The 16767-nt window shown below is 42.5% G+C and carries 20 protein-coding genes; 17 read left to right on the top strand and 3 right to left on the bottom strand.

The genetic code is table 11. From position 1 onward, the window contains the following. The first annotated feature begins 86 nt into the window (after window positions 1–86). Window positions 87–836: an adaptor protein MecA gene (locus tag DXD06_RS03220; RefSeq protein WP_055067569.1), complete on the top strand. Its 750-nt coding sequence runs from the start codon at window positions 87–89 to the stop codon at window positions 834–836. A gap of 57 nt (window positions 837–893) precedes the next feature. On the opposite strand, the gene DXD06_RS03215 is transcribed toward DXD06_RS03220, so the two are convergent. Then, entirely contained in the window at window positions 894–1106 is a 213-nt protein-coding gene (locus DXD06_RS03215) for a DUF1858 domain-containing protein (RefSeq protein WP_022045655.1), read from the bottom strand. Between the two features lie 192 nt (window positions 1107–1298). Between DXD06_RS03215 and DXD06_RS03210 the strand changes: the two genes are divergently transcribed. Beyond that, window positions 1299–2753: a flagellin N-terminal helical domain-containing protein gene (locus tag DXD06_RS03210; protein ID WP_117830620.1), complete on the top strand. Its 1455-nt coding sequence runs from the start codon at window positions 1299–1301 to the stop codon at window positions 2751–2753. Window positions 2754–2762: 9 nt separating this feature from the next. Continuing rightward, window positions 2763–3239 carry a flagellar export chaperone FliS gene (locus DXD06_RS03205; RefSeq protein ID WP_117830619.1) on the top strand — a complete coding sequence of 159 codons (477 nt, stop codon included), beginning with the start codon at window positions 2763–2765 and terminating at the stop codon, window positions 3237–3239. Window positions 3240–3261: 22 nt separating this feature from the next. On the opposite strand, the gene DXD06_RS03200 is transcribed toward DXD06_RS03205, so the two are convergent. Beyond that, entirely contained in the window at window positions 3262–3492 is a 231-nt protein-coding gene (locus tag DXD06_RS03200; RefSeq protein ID WP_022045652.1) for a YaaL family protein, read from the bottom strand. A 149-nt stretch (window positions 3493–3641) separates the two neighbouring features. Between DXD06_RS03200 and DXD06_RS03195 the strand changes: the two genes are divergently transcribed. From DXD06_RS03195 to DXD06_RS03130, 14 genes are all read left to right on the top strand, one after another. Next, on the top strand, window positions 3642–4166 hold the full coding sequence (locus tag DXD06_RS03195; RefSeq protein WP_022045651.1) for an A24 family peptidase: 525 nt from the start codon (window positions 3642–3644) through the stop codon (window positions 4164–4166). A gap of 31 nt (window positions 4167–4197) precedes the next feature. Continuing rightward, complete coding sequence (locus DXD06_RS03190) at window positions 4198–5181, top strand: hypothetical protein (protein WP_243000839.1); 984 nt, start codon at window positions 4198–4200, stop codon at window positions 5179–5181. A 37-nt stretch (window positions 5182–5218) separates the two neighbouring features. Next, window positions 5219–6430, top strand: coding sequence for a CpaF family protein (locus tag DXD06_RS03185; RefSeq protein ID WP_117830693.1), 1212 nt, complete (start codon window positions 5219–5221; stop codon window positions 6428–6430). Then, the gene (locus DXD06_RS03180; protein ID WP_117830617.1) at window positions 6387–7124 is read left to right on the top strand and encodes a type II secretion system F family protein; all 738 of its coding nucleotides are present in this window, start codon (window positions 6387–6389) and stop codon (window positions 7122–7124) included. The genes DXD06_RS03185 and DXD06_RS03180 overlap by 44 nt, the downstream gene beginning before the upstream one ends. Window positions 7125–7134: 10 nt before the next feature. Then, the gene (locus tag DXD06_RS03175; RefSeq protein ID WP_117830616.1) at window positions 7135–8352 is read left to right on the top strand and encodes a type II secretion system F family protein; all 1218 of its coding nucleotides are present in this window, start codon (window positions 7135–7137) and stop codon (window positions 8350–8352) included. Window positions 8353–8364: 12 nt separating this feature from the next. After that, window positions 8365–8532, top strand: a complete 168-nt coding sequence (locus DXD06_RS03170; RefSeq protein ID WP_117830615.1) for a Flp1 family type IVb pilin — start codon at window positions 8365–8367, stop codon at window positions 8530–8532. After that, window positions 8532–10085 (top strand): DUF5702 domain-containing protein, encoded by a 1554-nt coding sequence (locus DXD06_RS03165; protein WP_117830614.1) that lies wholly within the window; start codon window positions 8532–8534, stop codon window positions 10083–10085. The genes DXD06_RS03170 and DXD06_RS03165 overlap by 1 nt, the downstream gene beginning before the upstream one ends. Before the next feature lie 197 nt (window positions 10086–10282). After that, window positions 10283–10999 (top strand): hypothetical protein, encoded by a 717-nt coding sequence (locus DXD06_RS03160; protein WP_147343601.1) that lies wholly within the window; start codon window positions 10283–10285, stop codon window positions 10997–10999. A 31-nt stretch (window positions 11000–11030) separates the two neighbouring features. Further along, window positions 11031–11444 (top strand): prepilin peptidase, encoded by a 414-nt coding sequence (locus DXD06_RS03155; protein WP_117830612.1) that lies wholly within the window; start codon window positions 11031–11033, stop codon window positions 11442–11444. Between the two features lie 11 nt (window positions 11445–11455). Next, complete coding sequence (locus tag DXD06_RS03150) at window positions 11456–11653, top strand: TadE/TadG family type IV pilus assembly protein (protein ID WP_117830611.1); 198 nt, start codon at window positions 11456–11458, stop codon at window positions 11651–11653. Beyond that, complete coding sequence (locus tag DXD06_RS03145; RefSeq protein ID WP_117830610.1) at window positions 11650–12912, top strand: DUF6382 domain-containing protein; 1263 nt, start codon at window positions 11650–11652, stop codon at window positions 12910–12912. The genes DXD06_RS03150 and DXD06_RS03145 overlap by 4 nt, the downstream gene beginning before the upstream one ends. Before the next feature lie 66 nt (window positions 12913–12978). Next, window positions 12979–13602, top strand: coding sequence for a rhomboid family intramembrane serine protease (locus DXD06_RS03140; RefSeq protein WP_117830609.1), 624 nt, complete (start codon window positions 12979–12981; stop codon window positions 13600–13602). A 24-nt stretch (window positions 13603–13626) separates the two neighbouring features. Next, complete coding sequence (locus tag DXD06_RS03135; protein WP_117830608.1) at window positions 13627–14616, top strand: SCP2 sterol-binding domain-containing protein; 990 nt, start codon at window positions 13627–13629, stop codon at window positions 14614–14616. Between the two features lie 11 nt (window positions 14617–14627). Continuing rightward, complete coding sequence (locus DXD06_RS03130) at window positions 14628–15038, top strand: HIT family protein (RefSeq protein WP_117830607.1); 411 nt, start codon at window positions 14628–14630, stop codon at window positions 15036–15038. An 86-nt stretch (window positions 15039–15124) separates the two neighbouring features. Here DXD06_RS03130 and DXD06_RS03125 read toward each other — a convergent pair whose 3' ends face one another. Beyond that, window positions 15125–16201 (bottom strand): undecaprenyldiphospho-muramoylpentapeptide beta-N-acetylglucosaminyltransferase, encoded by a 1077-nt coding sequence (locus DXD06_RS03125; protein WP_117830606.1) that lies wholly within the window; start codon window positions 16199–16201, stop codon window positions 15125–15127. Window positions 16202–16767 lie beyond the last annotated feature (566 nt).

Genomic DNA, 16767 nt, shown 5'->3' with positions numbered 1-16767 from the left:
CGTGGTAACTTTACAACGGGAGGGCATTTGATTATAATAAGTGTACCATTTACGGAAAGCGATTTCCAGAGAAGGATGTGATAGAGATGAAAATTGAAAAAGTAAATGAAAATCAGATTCGATGCACATTAACAAAACAGGATCTTGCAGATCGTCAGATTAATCTGCGGGAACTGGCATATGGTTCTGAGAAAGCAAAAGGACTTTTCCATGATATGATACAGCAGGCAAATTATGAGTTTGGATTTGATGTGAGTGACAATCCACTTATGGTAGAGGCAATTCCATTGTCTTCCGAATCCCTGGTTTTGCTGATTACAAAGGTTGAATACCCGGAAGAACTCGACACCCGTTTTTCCCAGTTTACGGAAGCCGGAGATGAGGAACTGTTTTCAAATACGGGAGCAGTCGGAAATGTGGAACGCAAAGGCGCAGATGATATTTTGGAACTTTTCCAGAAAATACGTGAAGCAAAAGCCTCTCCGGAGAGTGAAAATGCACAGCAGACAGAGGCACCGGAAGAAGTACCGGAAGTACCGGCAGATCTGACGAAAATGTTTGAATTTACGACGATAGATCAGGTGGAGCGTCTCGCACATGTACTTGTAAATTATTACAATGGACGAAATGACCTGTTTAAGAACGAGAAGAAAAACCGGTTTTATCTGGTGATCCACAAAGATGACCACACACCGGAAGAGTTTAATAAAGTCTGCAATATTATTTGCGAATATGCACAGCAGAAAAATTATAATCCTGCAGTTGGAGCATATTTTGCGGAGCATGGAAATAAAATTACGGGACCGCAGGCACTGCAGGTGTTTGCATCTCTTTAGAAAATTTAAATCAAAAAGGAGTGCTGAAATTCAGCACTCCTTTTTGATACGTGAAATCTATGCGGTTGCATCATGCTCGATGAAATCGTTGATATCATTTACCAGATCATCCGGGTCGATTCCATGAACCATAGCTGCCTCAGCAATAGTCTCCATCTGGGATGATGGGCAGCCAAGACAATGCATACCAATGTTTAAAAGCATAGGTGCTACGTTCTCATCAATCTGAAGAAGTTCTCCGATCATAGTATCCTTGGTTACTTTAGCCATGGGATAAATCCTCCTTTGCAAATATCGTTTAATGTTGCTATTATAATACGATTTCCCGTTAATTGCAAATTATACTTTTTTTTATTAAAGAATTGGCATTTTCGGACGATATATATGTCAGATGAAATGACAGGGAGTGTCAAATCAGAGGGCAGGGATGCTCAAACGTAGCGTATACGGGAAGGAATAAGTATGAAGATTAATCGCAACATGTCTGCTGTTGTTGCCAACCGGCAGCTGCTCCGGACAGAAAATAAACTGAGTATTTCCATGGGCCGTCTTTCCAGTGGATATAAGATCAACAAGGCAGGGGATAATCCGGCGGGAATGGCAATCTCCAGCAAGATGAAAGCACAGATTGATGGTCTGGATCAGGCAGAAGCGAATTCTGATGATGGACAGTCCGTACTCAGAATTGCAGACGGGGCATTAAACGAAGTCAGCAATATGCTGCAGCGTATCCGTGAACTGAGTGTTCAGGCGGCAAACGGAACAAACTCTTATTCGGACCGTCAGAGTATTCAGGACGAGATTGATCAGCTGACACAGGAAGTTGACCGGATTTCCACAGATACAGAGTACAACAAGAAGACGTTGCTTGATGGTTCGACTAATACACGTGTATATGTGAGTGGAACACAAACAGCAGATGGAACAAAATTTGCACGGAGCGCAACAAGAATTGACTTTTCCGAGGAAGTTCTTCCGGGCGATTATACGGTGGAAGTGAAGACTCCGGCAAAGCAGGCAGAGTATCAGCTGGATCTGTCCGGTCTGATCAATGATCCGGATTTCGAAGGAGGCACAATTTCTGTCAACGGAGTGGGGATCGAGTATAAAAAGGGAATGAGTGCCGATGACGTATATAACCAGATGATATCTGTGGCAGATGAGATCGGGTGCAAGTTTGAAAAAGATCCAAATACGGCAGGGGTTTATAAGATTACTGCGGATAACAGGGGATCAAAAGAAACACTGACCATTGGTATGTCAGAAGAGATGGCAAAAAAAACAGGTCTGTCAAATGCGCAGGGAGTTGTTCAAAATACAGATGACAAAAGTTACAAACTTGTGGCAAGCGGAACCGATGCAGAGATAGAACTGAAAGATGGGTTTGGAAGTACAGTAATTACAAATGTCGAGGGAAATCGTGTGAAAATCACGGATAAGGGTGGATTTTCCATGGATTTTCTGCTGAGTGATGATATACAGGCAACAGGAGCGACGCTTGTATTTGACGTGACGGATGTCGGTGCAATGACAATTCAGATCGGTGCAAACCAGTATCAGAATATGGATGTACATATTCCAGAAGTTTCCTCGGAGAGTCTGTATCTGGATACGGTGAATGTGGCGGTCAACGGAGGTGCAGACAAAGCCATCAGCACGATGGATGCAGCAATTGCAAAACTGAGTGCGATCCGCTCCGGAATCGGTGCATACACAAATCGTCTGGAGTACGCAAGTTCGAGTCTGGCAGAGACACAGGAAGATATGACAACCGCGTATTCAGGGCTTATGGATACCGATATGGCATCTGAAATGACAGAATATACACAGCAGAATATTCTGGAACAGGCTGCTGTTTCGGTGTTATCACAGGCAAATGATATTCCACAGCAGGTACTGTCTTTGCTGCAGAAATAGGAGTAGCATATGGATAATGAGTTGAAAAAAGATTTTACGAGACGACTGAGCCAGTGTAATTCCGGTGAGATGATCGTCATCATTTACGATATCTTTTTTGCCTATGTGGATGATATTCGGCAGGCACACTGCAAGGGAGATCATGATGGACAGAAGGATGCGATCCGGAATGCACAGAGTGTTCTGGATGAGCTGATCGGAAGTCTCAATTTTTCGTATCCGATCTCGCACAACCTGTATAAACTCTATATGTTCTGTAAAAATGAGCTTTCACGGGCGATGTACGAGAATCGGCTGGATGGAGTGCAGGAAGCGGAACATATCATGCACCGGTTGTATACTTCTTTTGTAGAGGTGGCGAAACAGGACAAGAGTGCACCCCTTATGAAAAATACCCAGCAGGTATATGCAGGGATGACTTATGCGCGCGGTGCCGTAAACGAAGATTATATGGATGTGGACAGTCACCGGGGCTTTTTTGTATAAAATTTCCGTAAAATGAGAACGGTCAGGAGGGAAGCGAATAGTTTCCCTCTATTTTTTTTACACATCCCAGAAGAAATTTATAGCGCATCTGTACGGCTTTTGCCTGATAAATGTAATAGTCGATCAAATCCGGATCAACGACATTTTCAAGATTGGCATAGGTATTTTGCAGTTCTGCGGTTGTCTGTTTCAGATTATCGAGAAGTATTGCATAGCCGTCAGGGGGCTGAGGGGTTGTCTTAAACAATTTCATTGGATCACCTGCTTTCTGAAGTCTCTCTTTTACAAGTATAAGCAAAAATGGAAAAGTTATACAAAAGATTTGTAAAAAACTGCTTGACAAATAAAATTGGCATTGTTATAATTCGATTCACAACAAAGGGGTGATGCAAATTGATTTCGATGCAGGGGGCATCGGTTCTGACACTGTATGCAATCCTAATTGTGGCAGTCGTTCAGGATATTACCAGCATGAGGATTAGTAACCGGCTGATTATCATGGGTTTATTTTTATCGATGGCATTCGGTATAGTTTTGGGTGGAATGCCGCGAATCATTCAAGTTCTTTTGAATATTTCTATTCCGGTTATCATGTTATATCTTTTTTATCTCATAGGTGTGTTGGGCGCCGGAGATATCAAACTTTTTTCCGTTATCGGTGGATTTACAAATTTAAAAACATTGACAGACTGTGTGCTGGCAGCATTTGTGGCAGGAGCAGTAATAGCCGTGCTCAAGATGTTGTATATGCGCAATCTTAGAATCAGCCTTTTTAAAGCACAGGTTTTTTTAAGGGAACTGTTTTCGGGGAAATTCTCCTCTTATCGAAATGGCTGGGTTCAGGAGCAGAATCTGATGCATTTTTCTGTTGCGGTTTTACTGGGAATGTTATACGCGCATCGGACAGTATGGCTGTCACTGTTTTGAAAAGAAAGGAGGAGCTATGAGGAGAGCTCGATTGGGACTCTGTATTGGAGACCGGGAGTATGGTGACCGTTTTACCAGCTGCCTGATGAATCATTATCGGGATCAGCTTGAGCTGCACATGTTTTCCCAGAAGGAGGCACTTCAGGAGAACTGGAAAACCCTGGATGCAATTGTTCTGTCGGATGATTTGGCTGGGGAAAACAGGATAGAATGTGAAATTCCACAAATTTATCTGTTTGATGGAAATGAAAATGTGGATAAAGAGGTGGAAAAAGGGGTGGTGTTTGTGGATAAGTATCAGGAAGTGAATAAAATCGTCGATGAGATTTTAAAACAGATTGGGGAGGAAATAAAAAATGCCAGTGGGGGTGTGAAGCAAAAATTACAGGTTCTTGCAGTATATTCGCTGGCAGAAAATGAAATGCAGCTTCCGTTTGCGGTCACGCTGTCCTCCATTCTGAGTGAAAACGAAAAAGTTCTGCTTCTGGATTTGCAGGAAAACAGTGGATTGTCGCAGCTGATGGGGGAATTTTATTCGTCCGGGATGGAAGAACTTCTGGTGATGGCAGAAAGCGGAAAATACTCAAAGAGCAGGATGGTTTCCTGCATCGGTCATCTGGACAGGACAGATGTTGTGTATCCTTTGGGAAATACCGAGTGTCTGTGTGAAGTGAAAAATCTGACGTATCAGAAATTGTTTCAGATTTTAGCGCAGGAAATGAATTATACAACCATCGTTTTAAATCTGGGGTCACGGTTTATGGGATTTTTTGAATTGCTGGGGAGCTGCCAGAAAATTTTCCTGATGAAAAGCAGAGGAGGGCTTGGACAGTGGAGAGAGAAAGAATTTTTGACAGAAATTCAAAAACGTGGAGAAGAACGGTTATCCGAGAATCTGCGGGAAATACAGCTTCCGCTTGTGGTATCCCCTGTGGTATCCTGCGAGCGGCTCATCGAGCAATGGAAATGGAACGAATTTGGAGACAGTATCCGGAGGATGATGCCGGTTGGATGAGTATGTAGGAGATATCCGGCAGCGTGTATTGGAACGCATGGATCTTTCACGGGAGATGTCGGATGAAGAAATTGAAAATCTGATTGGGGAAGAGGCATCCCGGCTGATGCAGGAGGAACCCATTTCCATTCGGGAACGTCTGATGCTGGAAGCAAGAGTATTTAATTCACTCAGAAAACTGGATGCTTTGCAGGAACTTCTGGATGATCCGGAAATTTCCGAGATCATGGTTAATGGCCCGAAACATATTTTTTACGAAAAGGCAGGAAGGGTTCATGCATGGAATCAGGCATTTGCCAGCGAAGAAAAAATGCAGGATGTGATACAGCAGATCGTTGGAAGACATAACCGGGTGGTTAATTTATCGAATCCAATCGTAGATACAAGACTTGCAGATGGCTCCCGTGTAAATATTGTCCTAGCACCGGTTTCTCTGGATGGTTCTACAATCACAATCCGGAAATTTCCGGAGAAACCGCTGGATATGCAGACCCTTATTCAAAAAGGGGCACTTCCGGAAGATGCAGCAGAGTTTTTAAAGATGCTGGTAAGGGCAAAATACAACCTGTTGATTTCGGGAGGGACAAGCTCCGGGAAAACGACATTTTTAAATGCTTTATCACAGTATATCCCGGAGGATGAGAGGGTTATAACGATTGAGGATTCCGCGGAACTTCAAATACAGGGAATCAAAAATCTGGTACGTTTAGAAACACGGAATGCAAATATGGAGGGCGTCCAGCCGGTAACAATCCGGGATCTGATCCGCACGGCGTTGCGTATGCGTCCGGACAGAATACTCGTTGGGGAGTGCCGTGGAGCGGAGGCATTTGATATGCTTCAGGCATTGAACACCGGACATGACGGCGGATTATCCACCGCCCATGGAAATTCAAGCAGAGATATTCTCTCCCGTCTGGAAATGATGGTACTGATGGGGATGGATCTGCCGATTGCTGCAATCAGACAACAGATTGCATCGGGGATAGACCTGATCGTTCATCTGGGAAGATTACCGGATAAAAGCCGCAGGGTATTGGAAATTACAGAGGTATGCGGAGTGGAAAATGGCGAGATTCAGATTTCTCCGATTTATCAGCTGGAAGGAACCGAGGGCAGCTGGAAGTGGAAACACTGTGGCATATTAAAGAATCGTAAAAAACTGGAGATGGCAGGGTTGACCCGGGAGAAGGGAGAGATAGAGGATGGATTATCGTGTGTATCATCTGAGTCGGAAGGAAGTCTGTAGAAGCATTACTTTGGCGGGGCTGCTGACAGCGGTAGTTGCGTATTTATTTTATGCCAGCTGGCTGGGGATAGTATTTTTCCCTGTTTTTATCTGGTTTTTCATGAAGCGTCAGAAAAAAGCAGGGAGAGAACAAATGCAGATACAGCTTGCAAGGGAATTTATGGATACTCTTCGGAGTATCAGTGCGGCTTTGCTTGCTGGTTTTTCTATAGAAAATGCGTGGAAAGAGGCAGAAAAAGAAATACTCGCATTATATGGGAAAAAATCCTATATGTATCAGGAGGTAAAGGAGATGAATTGTTCCATCAGTCTCAATCAGCCATTGGAGGCATTACTTGCGGACTTTTCTGCGCGAAGCGGAAATATGGATATTGCAGGTTTTTCGGAAGTTTTTTCGTTCGCAAAACGCAGCGGTGGAAATTTTGTGACAATCATTGATGCGACATCCCGACATATGCGGGTGCGCCATGAAACGGAGAGGGAGATTCAGGTACAGATTGCTTCCAGAAAGATGGAACAGAAAGTAATGAATGTTATACCTGTATTCATATTGGCATATCTGAAAGTGACATCCATGGATTTCTTGAATGTTTTATACGGAAATGTGGCAGGTGCGTTGTTTATGACGGTGTGTCTTGCAGCTTATGGCGGGGCAATTGTACTGGCAGAGAAAATAATGACAATACACATGTAGAGGGGGAAGCGTGAGAAGGAAAAAAATCATAGAGGCATCGGTTGTTTGTATTCTGTTATTGTTGCTTGGAGCATATATGGAATTTTCCAGTCGCAGTATGGATGATAAAAACAGGATTATCCGAGGCAGCCCGGGCAGTGGGAGACAGGAAGTGGAACTTACGCTGAATGCGGGAGAACAATTGAAAGATTATGATTATCAGATAAGTGTTCCTGCACAATGTATTGATGAAAAGACTGCACAATCCTATTTTTCTCGGGCAGAAAAGGAAATAGACGAAACCTTTTTCCCAGAGGGAGAAGAGGCTGCACATGTAACAGAGCAGGTGCATATGAAGCCAAGCTATGTGAAAGGATTGGTAAAAGCCGACTGGACATTGGATCAATACAATGCAGTGGACGTGGATGGAACGATCCGGGAGGATCAATTAGATCCCCAGGGAGAACTTGTACAGGCAAGTGTGGCACTTACCTGTGAAAAGTACCGGGAGGAATATACGTTTTCTTTTCAAGTATACCCGAAAGTGATGTCGCAGCAGGAAAAGGTCATTCATGAAATTGCAGCTGAAGTAGAGCAGCAGAGTACGCAGGAAGGGGAGAGGTATCTGACTTTGCCGGATCAGGCGGCAGGGGTGAAGCTGCAATGGAAAGAAAAAAAACAGCAACTGGTATGGAAAATTTTGTTTTTTGAGGTGCTTGTCTGTTTCCTGATGGCGGGAATTGTTCTGGAGAGAAAACGTACTGCGGATCATATAAAAAAAGAGCAGATGAAACTGGATTATGCGGAAGTTGTGAGTAAACTTCTGATTTTACTGGGAGCAGGCATGTCATTAAAACAAGCATGGAATAGAATTTCCGCTCAATATTCTGATAAAAGGCAGAAAAAACAAATAAAAGAACGGTATATCTATGAAGAAATGATAATAACGAATCACGAAATCCTGGATGGGGAAAGTGAACGTCTTGCATACCAGAAATTTGGAGAAAGAGTGGATTTGGGAGAGTATCAGAGACTCATTCGGATTCTTTTACAGAATTTACAGACCGGAAGCAGGGGATTATGTAAACTTTTGGAACAGGAATCGGAGAATGCACTGGAAGAAAGGAAGGCACTGGCCTGTAAATTGGGAGAAGAGGCAGGAACGAAAATGCTGTTGCCGCTTATGATGATGCTTGGCATCGTGATTGCCATCATTATGATTCCGGCAATGCTGTCATTTCAAGTATAAGGAGGAAAAATTATGTTAGGATTTAAAAACTTTTTGATGGAAGAAGATGGGGTAGGCGTTGTAGAAATGGTGTTGATTGTTGTGGTATTGATAGGAATTGTTGTGTTGTTCAAGAAAAAACTGACAACATTGGTTTCGGATATTTTTACCACAATTAAAGAGCGTGCAGGAGAGGTATAGTGAGAAAAAAGGCGAGTATTACTGTGTTTGCAGCCCTTTCACTGATGCTGGTGGCGCAGCTTCTTTTCACACTTTTAGAAGCAGCGAGACATTATGAACTTCAGAAAGTATTGTATATGAATACGGATACGGTTTTGGAATCCGTTTTTGCCGATTATTGCAGTCCTTTGTGGGAAACTTACAAAATCCTTGGAGTACGGGTGGAAGATACAAAAGGTAAATTATGTTTTAATAACAGGGAAGCACAGCTACGTGGCCTTACATCGGATCATCTTGGAAGCAAAGAGCAGAAAACTTTGCTTTCCGGGATGAGTCTGTTGACCGCGGAGATGACAGATGCAAGGTATGACCCCTATCGATTGCTGACAGATCAGAATGGTGTCGTATTTCAGAAGGCTGTGTGTACTTATATGAAAAAGAATATTGCCTACGAGATGGCAAAGTCCGTCTACAATCATTATGAAGCAGTAAAAGAAGTAAAAAAGGACTATAAAAATCCGGATGAGGGTATTGCAGATGCAATGGATGCACTGAAGCATCCGGAAAAATATGAAACGGAGGGGGCAGGTAATTCATCATCCCGGCAGTTAAAAGGGGAAGCGCGTCAGGGGGATAAAACAAAGAAAGAGGATTCTGGGGAAAAGGCAACGCCAACAGAGAATCCTTTAGAAACGGTGACAGAAGTAAAAAAAGAAGGGGTACTATCCCTTGTTTTGTCGGAAAATACAAAGGTATCCGGAAAATCTATTAATATAGAAGAAACTGTTTCACACAGGAGTCTGGAAAAAGGTACGATGGATTCTTATGTGGGAACAGACTGGTATCAAAAAGTATTGTTTTATCAGTATCTGGTGAATTATCTTGGAAACTATGTGGAAAAAAAGCAGGATCGCGTATTGGAATATGAGCTGGAGTATGTTCTGGGCGGAAAAAGAAATGACGCGGATAATTTAAAAATTGTGGTTACGGAGCTGCTGGCAATGAGAGAACCGTTAAATATGGCGTCATTAACCGCATCTTCCCAGCGACAATCAGAGGCAATGGCACTTGCGGTCACGTTGGCGGGAGTATCCGCAAATCCGGCCGTAATCGAAGCTGTAAAATACGGAATCTTAGTAGCGTGGGCATTTGCAGAAAGTGTGTTAGATGTAAGGACACTATTGTCCGGTGGGAAAATTACAATGATAAAAAGTGATGCGGACTGGACTTCAAATGTACATATGATTCCGGAACTTTTGTCGGGCTGGTCTGTGGCGAAAGATTGTTCTCAGGGATTGGATTATGGACAATATGCTGCCATTTTGCTTTTGTTTCATAAGGGAAATACCCTTGCAATGCGCACCATGGATGTGGAGGAAGCGTATGTACAGACACAGGAAGGGTACGAAAATTTTCAGATGGACCACGTTTTGTGTGAAACTGAGCTTACTGCCACCTATGAATTCCAACCGGTATTTCTTGGCTTTATATCCATCCTTGAAGATTTCTCAAATGGATTCCGGATTCAAAATCATTCCGGATATAGTTATTTTCATGGGAAGGAGGGGATGTAAGGATGTCTTTTGGACAATGGAAACCGACAATTACCCTCAAATTTCAATCTTTTCCGAAGCAGGCATGTATTCATAAGATAATAAACGAACCAATAGATTCGAATCCGCAAGACGATATCTATAACCTGGGAGAACATCCTTGCCAAAAGGCATCCTTATGTTCCCTTTTTAAAGGATCGTATACGTTGGAGGCAGCAGTGATTATTCCTGTTACAGCGGTGTTTTTCCTTACGCTCCTATTTTTCTTTCGGGTGTTGCAGATTCAGACAGAAGTTCAGGAGGCATTGAATTATGCAAGTAGAAAAACAGCATGTGAAGCATCTGCCGTTTCATCGCAAACGGGGCTTCTGGTATCTGCGGAAGCGTATTTTAGAAAGGAGCTGGGAACGTACAGTTTGCCGGAAAAATATATTCGCGGTGGAAAACATGCGATTACAATGGCGAAATCCGATCTGTCAGGAAGTTATATTAATTTGCAGGTTAACTATTACATAAAAATTCCAATCAGTTTTTTTGAGGTAAAGGGTGTTGGTATCTGTCAGAAAAGTAAGAGTCATAAGTGGATTGGCGACCGTACAGATGGGGAGCAGAGTGATTATGTGTATGTTACAAAACATGGAACCGTTTATCACAGGAGCAGAAAGTGTCATTATCTGGATTTAAGTATTAAAAGTGCGGATTATGCACAGATCAGCGGCATGAGAAACAAAAATGAACATAAATACAGCGCATGTTCCGGGTGCGTGGTGAAAAATTATGTCTCCGGAAAGGTGTATGTGACGGATTACGGAACCTGTTATCACAGTGATCTTGCCTGCAGTGGATTAAAAAGAACCATTTATCTGATTCTGTTGGAAGAGACGGGAGGAAAAAGGGTCTGTGGCAAATGTGGGGCGAATGCGGAGGTGAGGTAAAATAATACGGAACAACTATGAAATAATCAGAATGTGCATATTGACCTTTGGATTGGCAGGACTCTCCTGGGAAGATATGAGAAAACAGGAACTTCATGGCTGGGCAATTTTGCTGCTGGGAATATCAGGTATGGCTGTATCACTGCTGGGAGGCTGTTGGAAAAATCCAGTATGGTTTTTGGGATTACTGCCGGGGATATTTATGCTTATACTGGCCTGGAGTACAAGAGAAAGTATTGGATATGGGGATGGTCTGGTAATCTTATGCATGGGATGTTTTTATGCATTGGGTGAAATGATGGCAATTGTCATGATTGCCATTACCATTGCGGGAATTGCGGCTCTTGGTTTACTGATATTTGGGCATAAAAATAGAAAATCTGAGTTTCCGTTTGTACCATTTCTGCTAGGGGCACATCTGGTCATGTGGGGATTACAGGGATAAAAGGAGAAAATATGAAATGGAGAGGAAGTTATACCGTAGAAGCGGCTGTGATCATACCGGTTCTGATATGGACGATGGCAGCAGCTATGTGTACAGGAATTGATTTGTTGCATGAAGTACGTGGGGAGCATGAAGAAAAACAGATAGAAGATATGTGGGCAGTAGATTCCTTTTATCAGTATCAGACGTTAAAAGAGGTGAAAAAATGATCAATCGGGAAATAGTATATGAAAGAAATCTTACGGGAAGTTTTATGAAAATTGCGGCGGGAATCCATGCGGGGCTGGATGAAAAGCTGATGTTGCGGAGAAAATTGCCGGGACTTCTTGCAGTGGAAAAGGCATATATGGATGGGGAGGGACAGTACTGGTATAACATATCCGGCAAACAGTCGCTTGATATGTATTGCAGGGTAAAAGAAGTAGATATTTCTTTTATTGAAAAACTGATTATGAGCATTTGCAGTGAGATGGAGATTCTGGAATGGAATCTGATTCAGACCAATTGCCTGATGCTGGATCCCGAGTTAATATTTATTACCAACAGCAACCAGGAAATTATTTTTACCGTATATCCAGGTGGGAGTGGAACTATTGAGACAGAATTTCAGCAGTTAATGGAATTTCTGCTTACAAAAGTGGATCATAAAGACACACGGGCGGTAAAAGCAGCATATGGAATTTATGAGAAGACGCTTCTGGATGGTTATTCTATTACAGATATCCGGGATGAAATTGTAAGAACCAGACAAAATGAGGGGAAAAAGGCGGCTGTGGAGGAATCCGGGGGAAATGGAATGGAAAAAGTTTGGAGAGAGGAAAACAATCAACCCGTAGTTTCTGAAAGAAAATATGAAGATTATCCAGACAAAAAAAGAAAAGATGAAACTGTAAAAAGAGCCAACAGAAAGAAAAAGGGGGAAAAGAAAAAGGAGGGAAAGAAAAAGGGGCAGAAGGAGTGGATCAGAAAATTAAAAAAGCTACTGATAGAAATAGGTCTTCTGGAAGAAGAAGAAACCGAAAAACAGGTATATGAATCTTATCATGGAAGTAGGGAATGCCTGCAGGATACCAGAAAACTTTCGAAGTCTGCGGTTGTATATCCGGAGGAAGTAATAAAAACGGTGGCACAACCCGAATATCGGCCAACGGTATGCCTGAACAGCATGACAGGGAAAGTCAGGGGAATGTTGTTGTATCAGGGAGCTGAATCTTACGAGGATATCTGTGTTACAAAGAAAATGACAAGAATCGGGTACGGTCCCGATGCGGACATACAAATACAGGCAGATACGATCAGTCAGCTGCATGCGCGGATTGATCATGATGGAGAGATCTATTATATTGAAGATTTAAATTCGACAAATGGTACGTTTGTGAATGATGAGCCGCTGGCTTACAAAGAGAGAAGAAAATTAAACAGTAATGACATGATCCGTTTCGCGGATGTCCGATATCGTTTTTGCTAACTGCCTTGTCTTTCCAAATGGAAGTGAGTATACTGATAGCATGTGAAAAAATCAGGAGGGAAAAGTATGCCACAAAAAAAGAAACTTCCATTTGTAACCGTGGGATTTGTCGCTGTGAATGTTCTTGTTTATGTGATTCTGGAAATCCTTGGAAATACAGAAAATTCGGAGTTTATGGTAAGAATGGGGGCGGTCTGGCCGCCATATGTGAAGCAGGGAGAATACTGGAGACTGTTTACAGCTACTTTTATGCATTTTGGATTTGAACATATTTTGAATAATATGCTGGTACTGATCTGTGCCGGTCCGATTCTGGAGAAAGCGATAGGACATATCAAATACCTGTGTCTGTATCTGATCGCCGGTGTGGGAGGAAGTACACTGTCCTATGTGCAAATGACCGCATGGGGAAAGCATGAGGTATCGGCAGGGGCATCCGGTGCTATTTTCGGTATTATCGGGGCATTGCTGTGGATTGTGATGATACATAAAGGAAGATATGAATCTCTTACGGGCAAAGGGCTGCTTTTTATGATTGTGATCAGCCTGTATTATGGAATTACCAGCGTGGATGTGGACAACTGGGCACACATCGGTGGCCTTGCAATGGGATTTGTTCTTGCAATTATTTTATACCGGAAACCTCGTAAAGCAGTTGATTTATCGGGGGAAAATCCCTATACTAATTAGTATCAAAGCAAGGAGAGTATACCGATGAAAATCAACGTGTATTATGGAGGCCGGGGACTTTTGGATGACCCGACACTGTATGTATTAAAAAAGATGGAAGATGTTTTACGGGAACTTCGGGTAAACATCGAACGATTCAATATATATGAGCATAAGAATGAAATTGCAACCCTTCCGCTGACGTTCAAAGAGGCAGACGGAATTATTCTTGCCACAACGATTGAGTGGCTGGGAATCGGTGGTTATATGCAGCAGTTTCTGGATGCCTGCTGGTTATATGGTGATAAGGAAAAAATCAGCCATACCTATATGCAGCCGATTGTTATGTCCACAACCTATGGAGAGCGCGAGGGAGAACTGACTCTGATGAATGCATGGGAGATTCTGGGTGGATTACCATGTGCAGGGTTATGCGGATATGTAGAGGATCTGGTGGAATTCAAGCAGAATAAAGATTATACGCTGATCATTGAAAAGAAAGCGGAAAACCTGTACCGGACCATTTCCCAGAAGATCAAAAACCTTCCGACCAGTAATCAGGCAGTAAAGCAGAGCGTTCTGCGGACGCAGCAGCTGAATCTGACACCACAGGAGAGCGAACAGCTCTCGAAGTATGTATCGGATGATACTTATGTGAAGCAGCAGAAAGAGGATATTGAGGAACTGGCATCAATGTTCAAAGATATGCTTGGAAAACCGGATGATGATATGGATACACCGTTTGTGAAGGAACTGGAAAGTCATTTTGTATCTACTGAGGATTTTGCTGCCAGCTATTCCTTTATTATCGAAGGAATCAAAAAGCCATTGTATGTGGCAATTCAAAACGGAGAATTGGAGATTCATTACGGACAGGAAGAAAAGATTGACGTGGTTGCAAAATTAAGCAGAGATGTTCTGCAGTCAATCATTGACGGACGGATGACATTCCAGAGAGCGTTTATGACGGGTGAGATGACAGCGAAAGGGAATTTTAAAACGCTTCGTATGCTCGATCAGATATTTGTATTTTAGGAGGCAAAAAAATGAGAGACGACAATTGTATTTTTTGTAAACTGGCAAACGGAGATATTCCGACCAATACGATCTACGAAGATGCGGATTTCCGTGTGATTCTGGATGCAAGTCCTGCAGCAAAGGGACATGCGCTGATTCTGCCGAAACAGCACTATGCAAATATGTTTGAGATTGATGATGAAGTACTCGCAAAGGCTGCAAAGCTTGCAAAGAAAGTTATTACACACGAAAAAGAAGTGTTGGGATGTGACGGTTACAATGTGCTTCAGAATAACGGAGAAGCAGCAGGACAGACCGTATTTCATTTCCATATGCATCTGATTCCGCGTAAAGCAGGAGATCAGGCAGTTCCTGAGTGGGAGCATTTATCTCTTTCCGATGATGAGATGAAAGAAATCTGTGATAAGATGAAGATGTAAAAAATCTGTATCTCTATATACAAAAACATGCATATCGCTGGAAAAACGTACAGCAGATATGCATGTTTTTTGTTTTGGCGTGTGAATTATTTAGAAACACTTTCAATCAGTTTTAATATCGTTCCGATGGAATCCATCTGACCGCTCTCTGACATGGTACGGATGTATTTTTCACGGTCGGCATATACTTCGCGTACTGCATCAAGTAATGTCTGATCGGTCAGTTTTTCTTCCTCAATCACATAAGAAAATCCCTGCTTTGCAAAAGATTTCGCATTTAAAATCTGATCACCACGGCTGGCAGCGGCAGAAAGCGGAATCAGGATGTTTGGCTTGTGTAATGCAAGAAGCTCACAGATGGAATTCGCTCCTGCGCGGGAAATGGCAAGATCTGCCAGGGCAAACATGTCGGTCAGTTCTGCACTTGCATATTCAAACTGCGCATAGCCAACCACGCCTTTTAATTTCTCATCAAGGTTTCCTTTTCCACAAAGATGAATGATATAAAACTGTTCTAACAGTTCCGGAAGCACTTTCCGTACCGCTTCATTGATGACCTTGGAACCTGAACTTCCGCCGACGATCAGGAGTACCGGTTTGCTGTGATCCGGGAAACCGCAGTAGTGAAGAGATTTTTCCGCATCTCCGTGGAACAGTTCCCGGCGGATCGGTGAACCGGTAAGAACTGCTTTTTCCGCTGGAAGGTATTTCATGGTTTCCGGGAAATTACAGCATACTTTTTTTGCACCGCGGATTGCGATTTTGTTTGCAAGTCCCGGTGTGATATCGGATTCGTGGATAATTGCCGGAATATGGCAGTGCTTTGCGGCAAGGACAACCGGAACAGACACAAATCCACCTTTGGAAAAGACGACGTCCGGTTTGAGTTTGCGCAGGATGGAGATTGCCTGCCCATATCCTTTTAATACTTTAAAAGGATCGGAAAAGTTTTTCCAGTCAAAATAACGGCGAAGTTTTCCAGAAGAAATTCCGATATAAGGGATTTTTTGCGCTTCGATAAGTTCTTTTTCCATTCCGTTATAGGAACCGATATATGTAATTTCATAACCGGCTTCCTGAAGTGCCGGCATAAGGGCAATGTTTGGAGTAACATGTCCGGCAGTTCCGCCACCGGTCATAACAATTTTCTTTGATTTAGCCATTCGATATTTCCTCTTTTCTTTACTTAAGTCAACTCTATATGATCCATATAGAAATGTCAAGCAACATGAGCAGTAACGACATATGTCGAAACTTGCGACCGAAAGGATATTCCGGTGATGACGTTCTTTCATTATAATAAGATTTATACAGTAAGAAATGATTTTATATAATATGAAAGGATGGGAGCAGATATGACAATACTGATGTGGATCAGCAGGTGGCAAAATGAAATGGAGTTAATGATTATGGGGTTGCAGATCATACTTTTTTTATTTTTAACAATTGGGGTGTTTTGTATTGTGCGGCAACAAAAAAAAGCAAACCGGTGCAGAAGACGCCTGGAATTGTACTTAAAAAAACACATGGACAAGCCTGGGAAAAAGGAAGAAAAAAGTGTATCACCGGAGAAAGTGCAAAATAAAAATTTACATGAGGATGAGGAAGAAAACCGCATAATTTCAACTGTTTTGCAGGAAATTTTCCCATAGTGGAATGTTTTTTATCAAAAACAATACATAAATTGACACAGGAATATAAAATATGTAACATTTTCAAAACCGGCATG

This window comes from Roseburia sp. TF10-5 (assembly GCF_003462365.1).
Classification (GTDB): Bacteria; Bacillota; Clostridia; order Lachnospirales; family Lachnospiraceae; genus Roseburia; species Roseburia faecis.
Note: the sequence above shows the minus strand (reverse complement) of the source record. Positions and strands in the feature narration are given on the sequence as shown.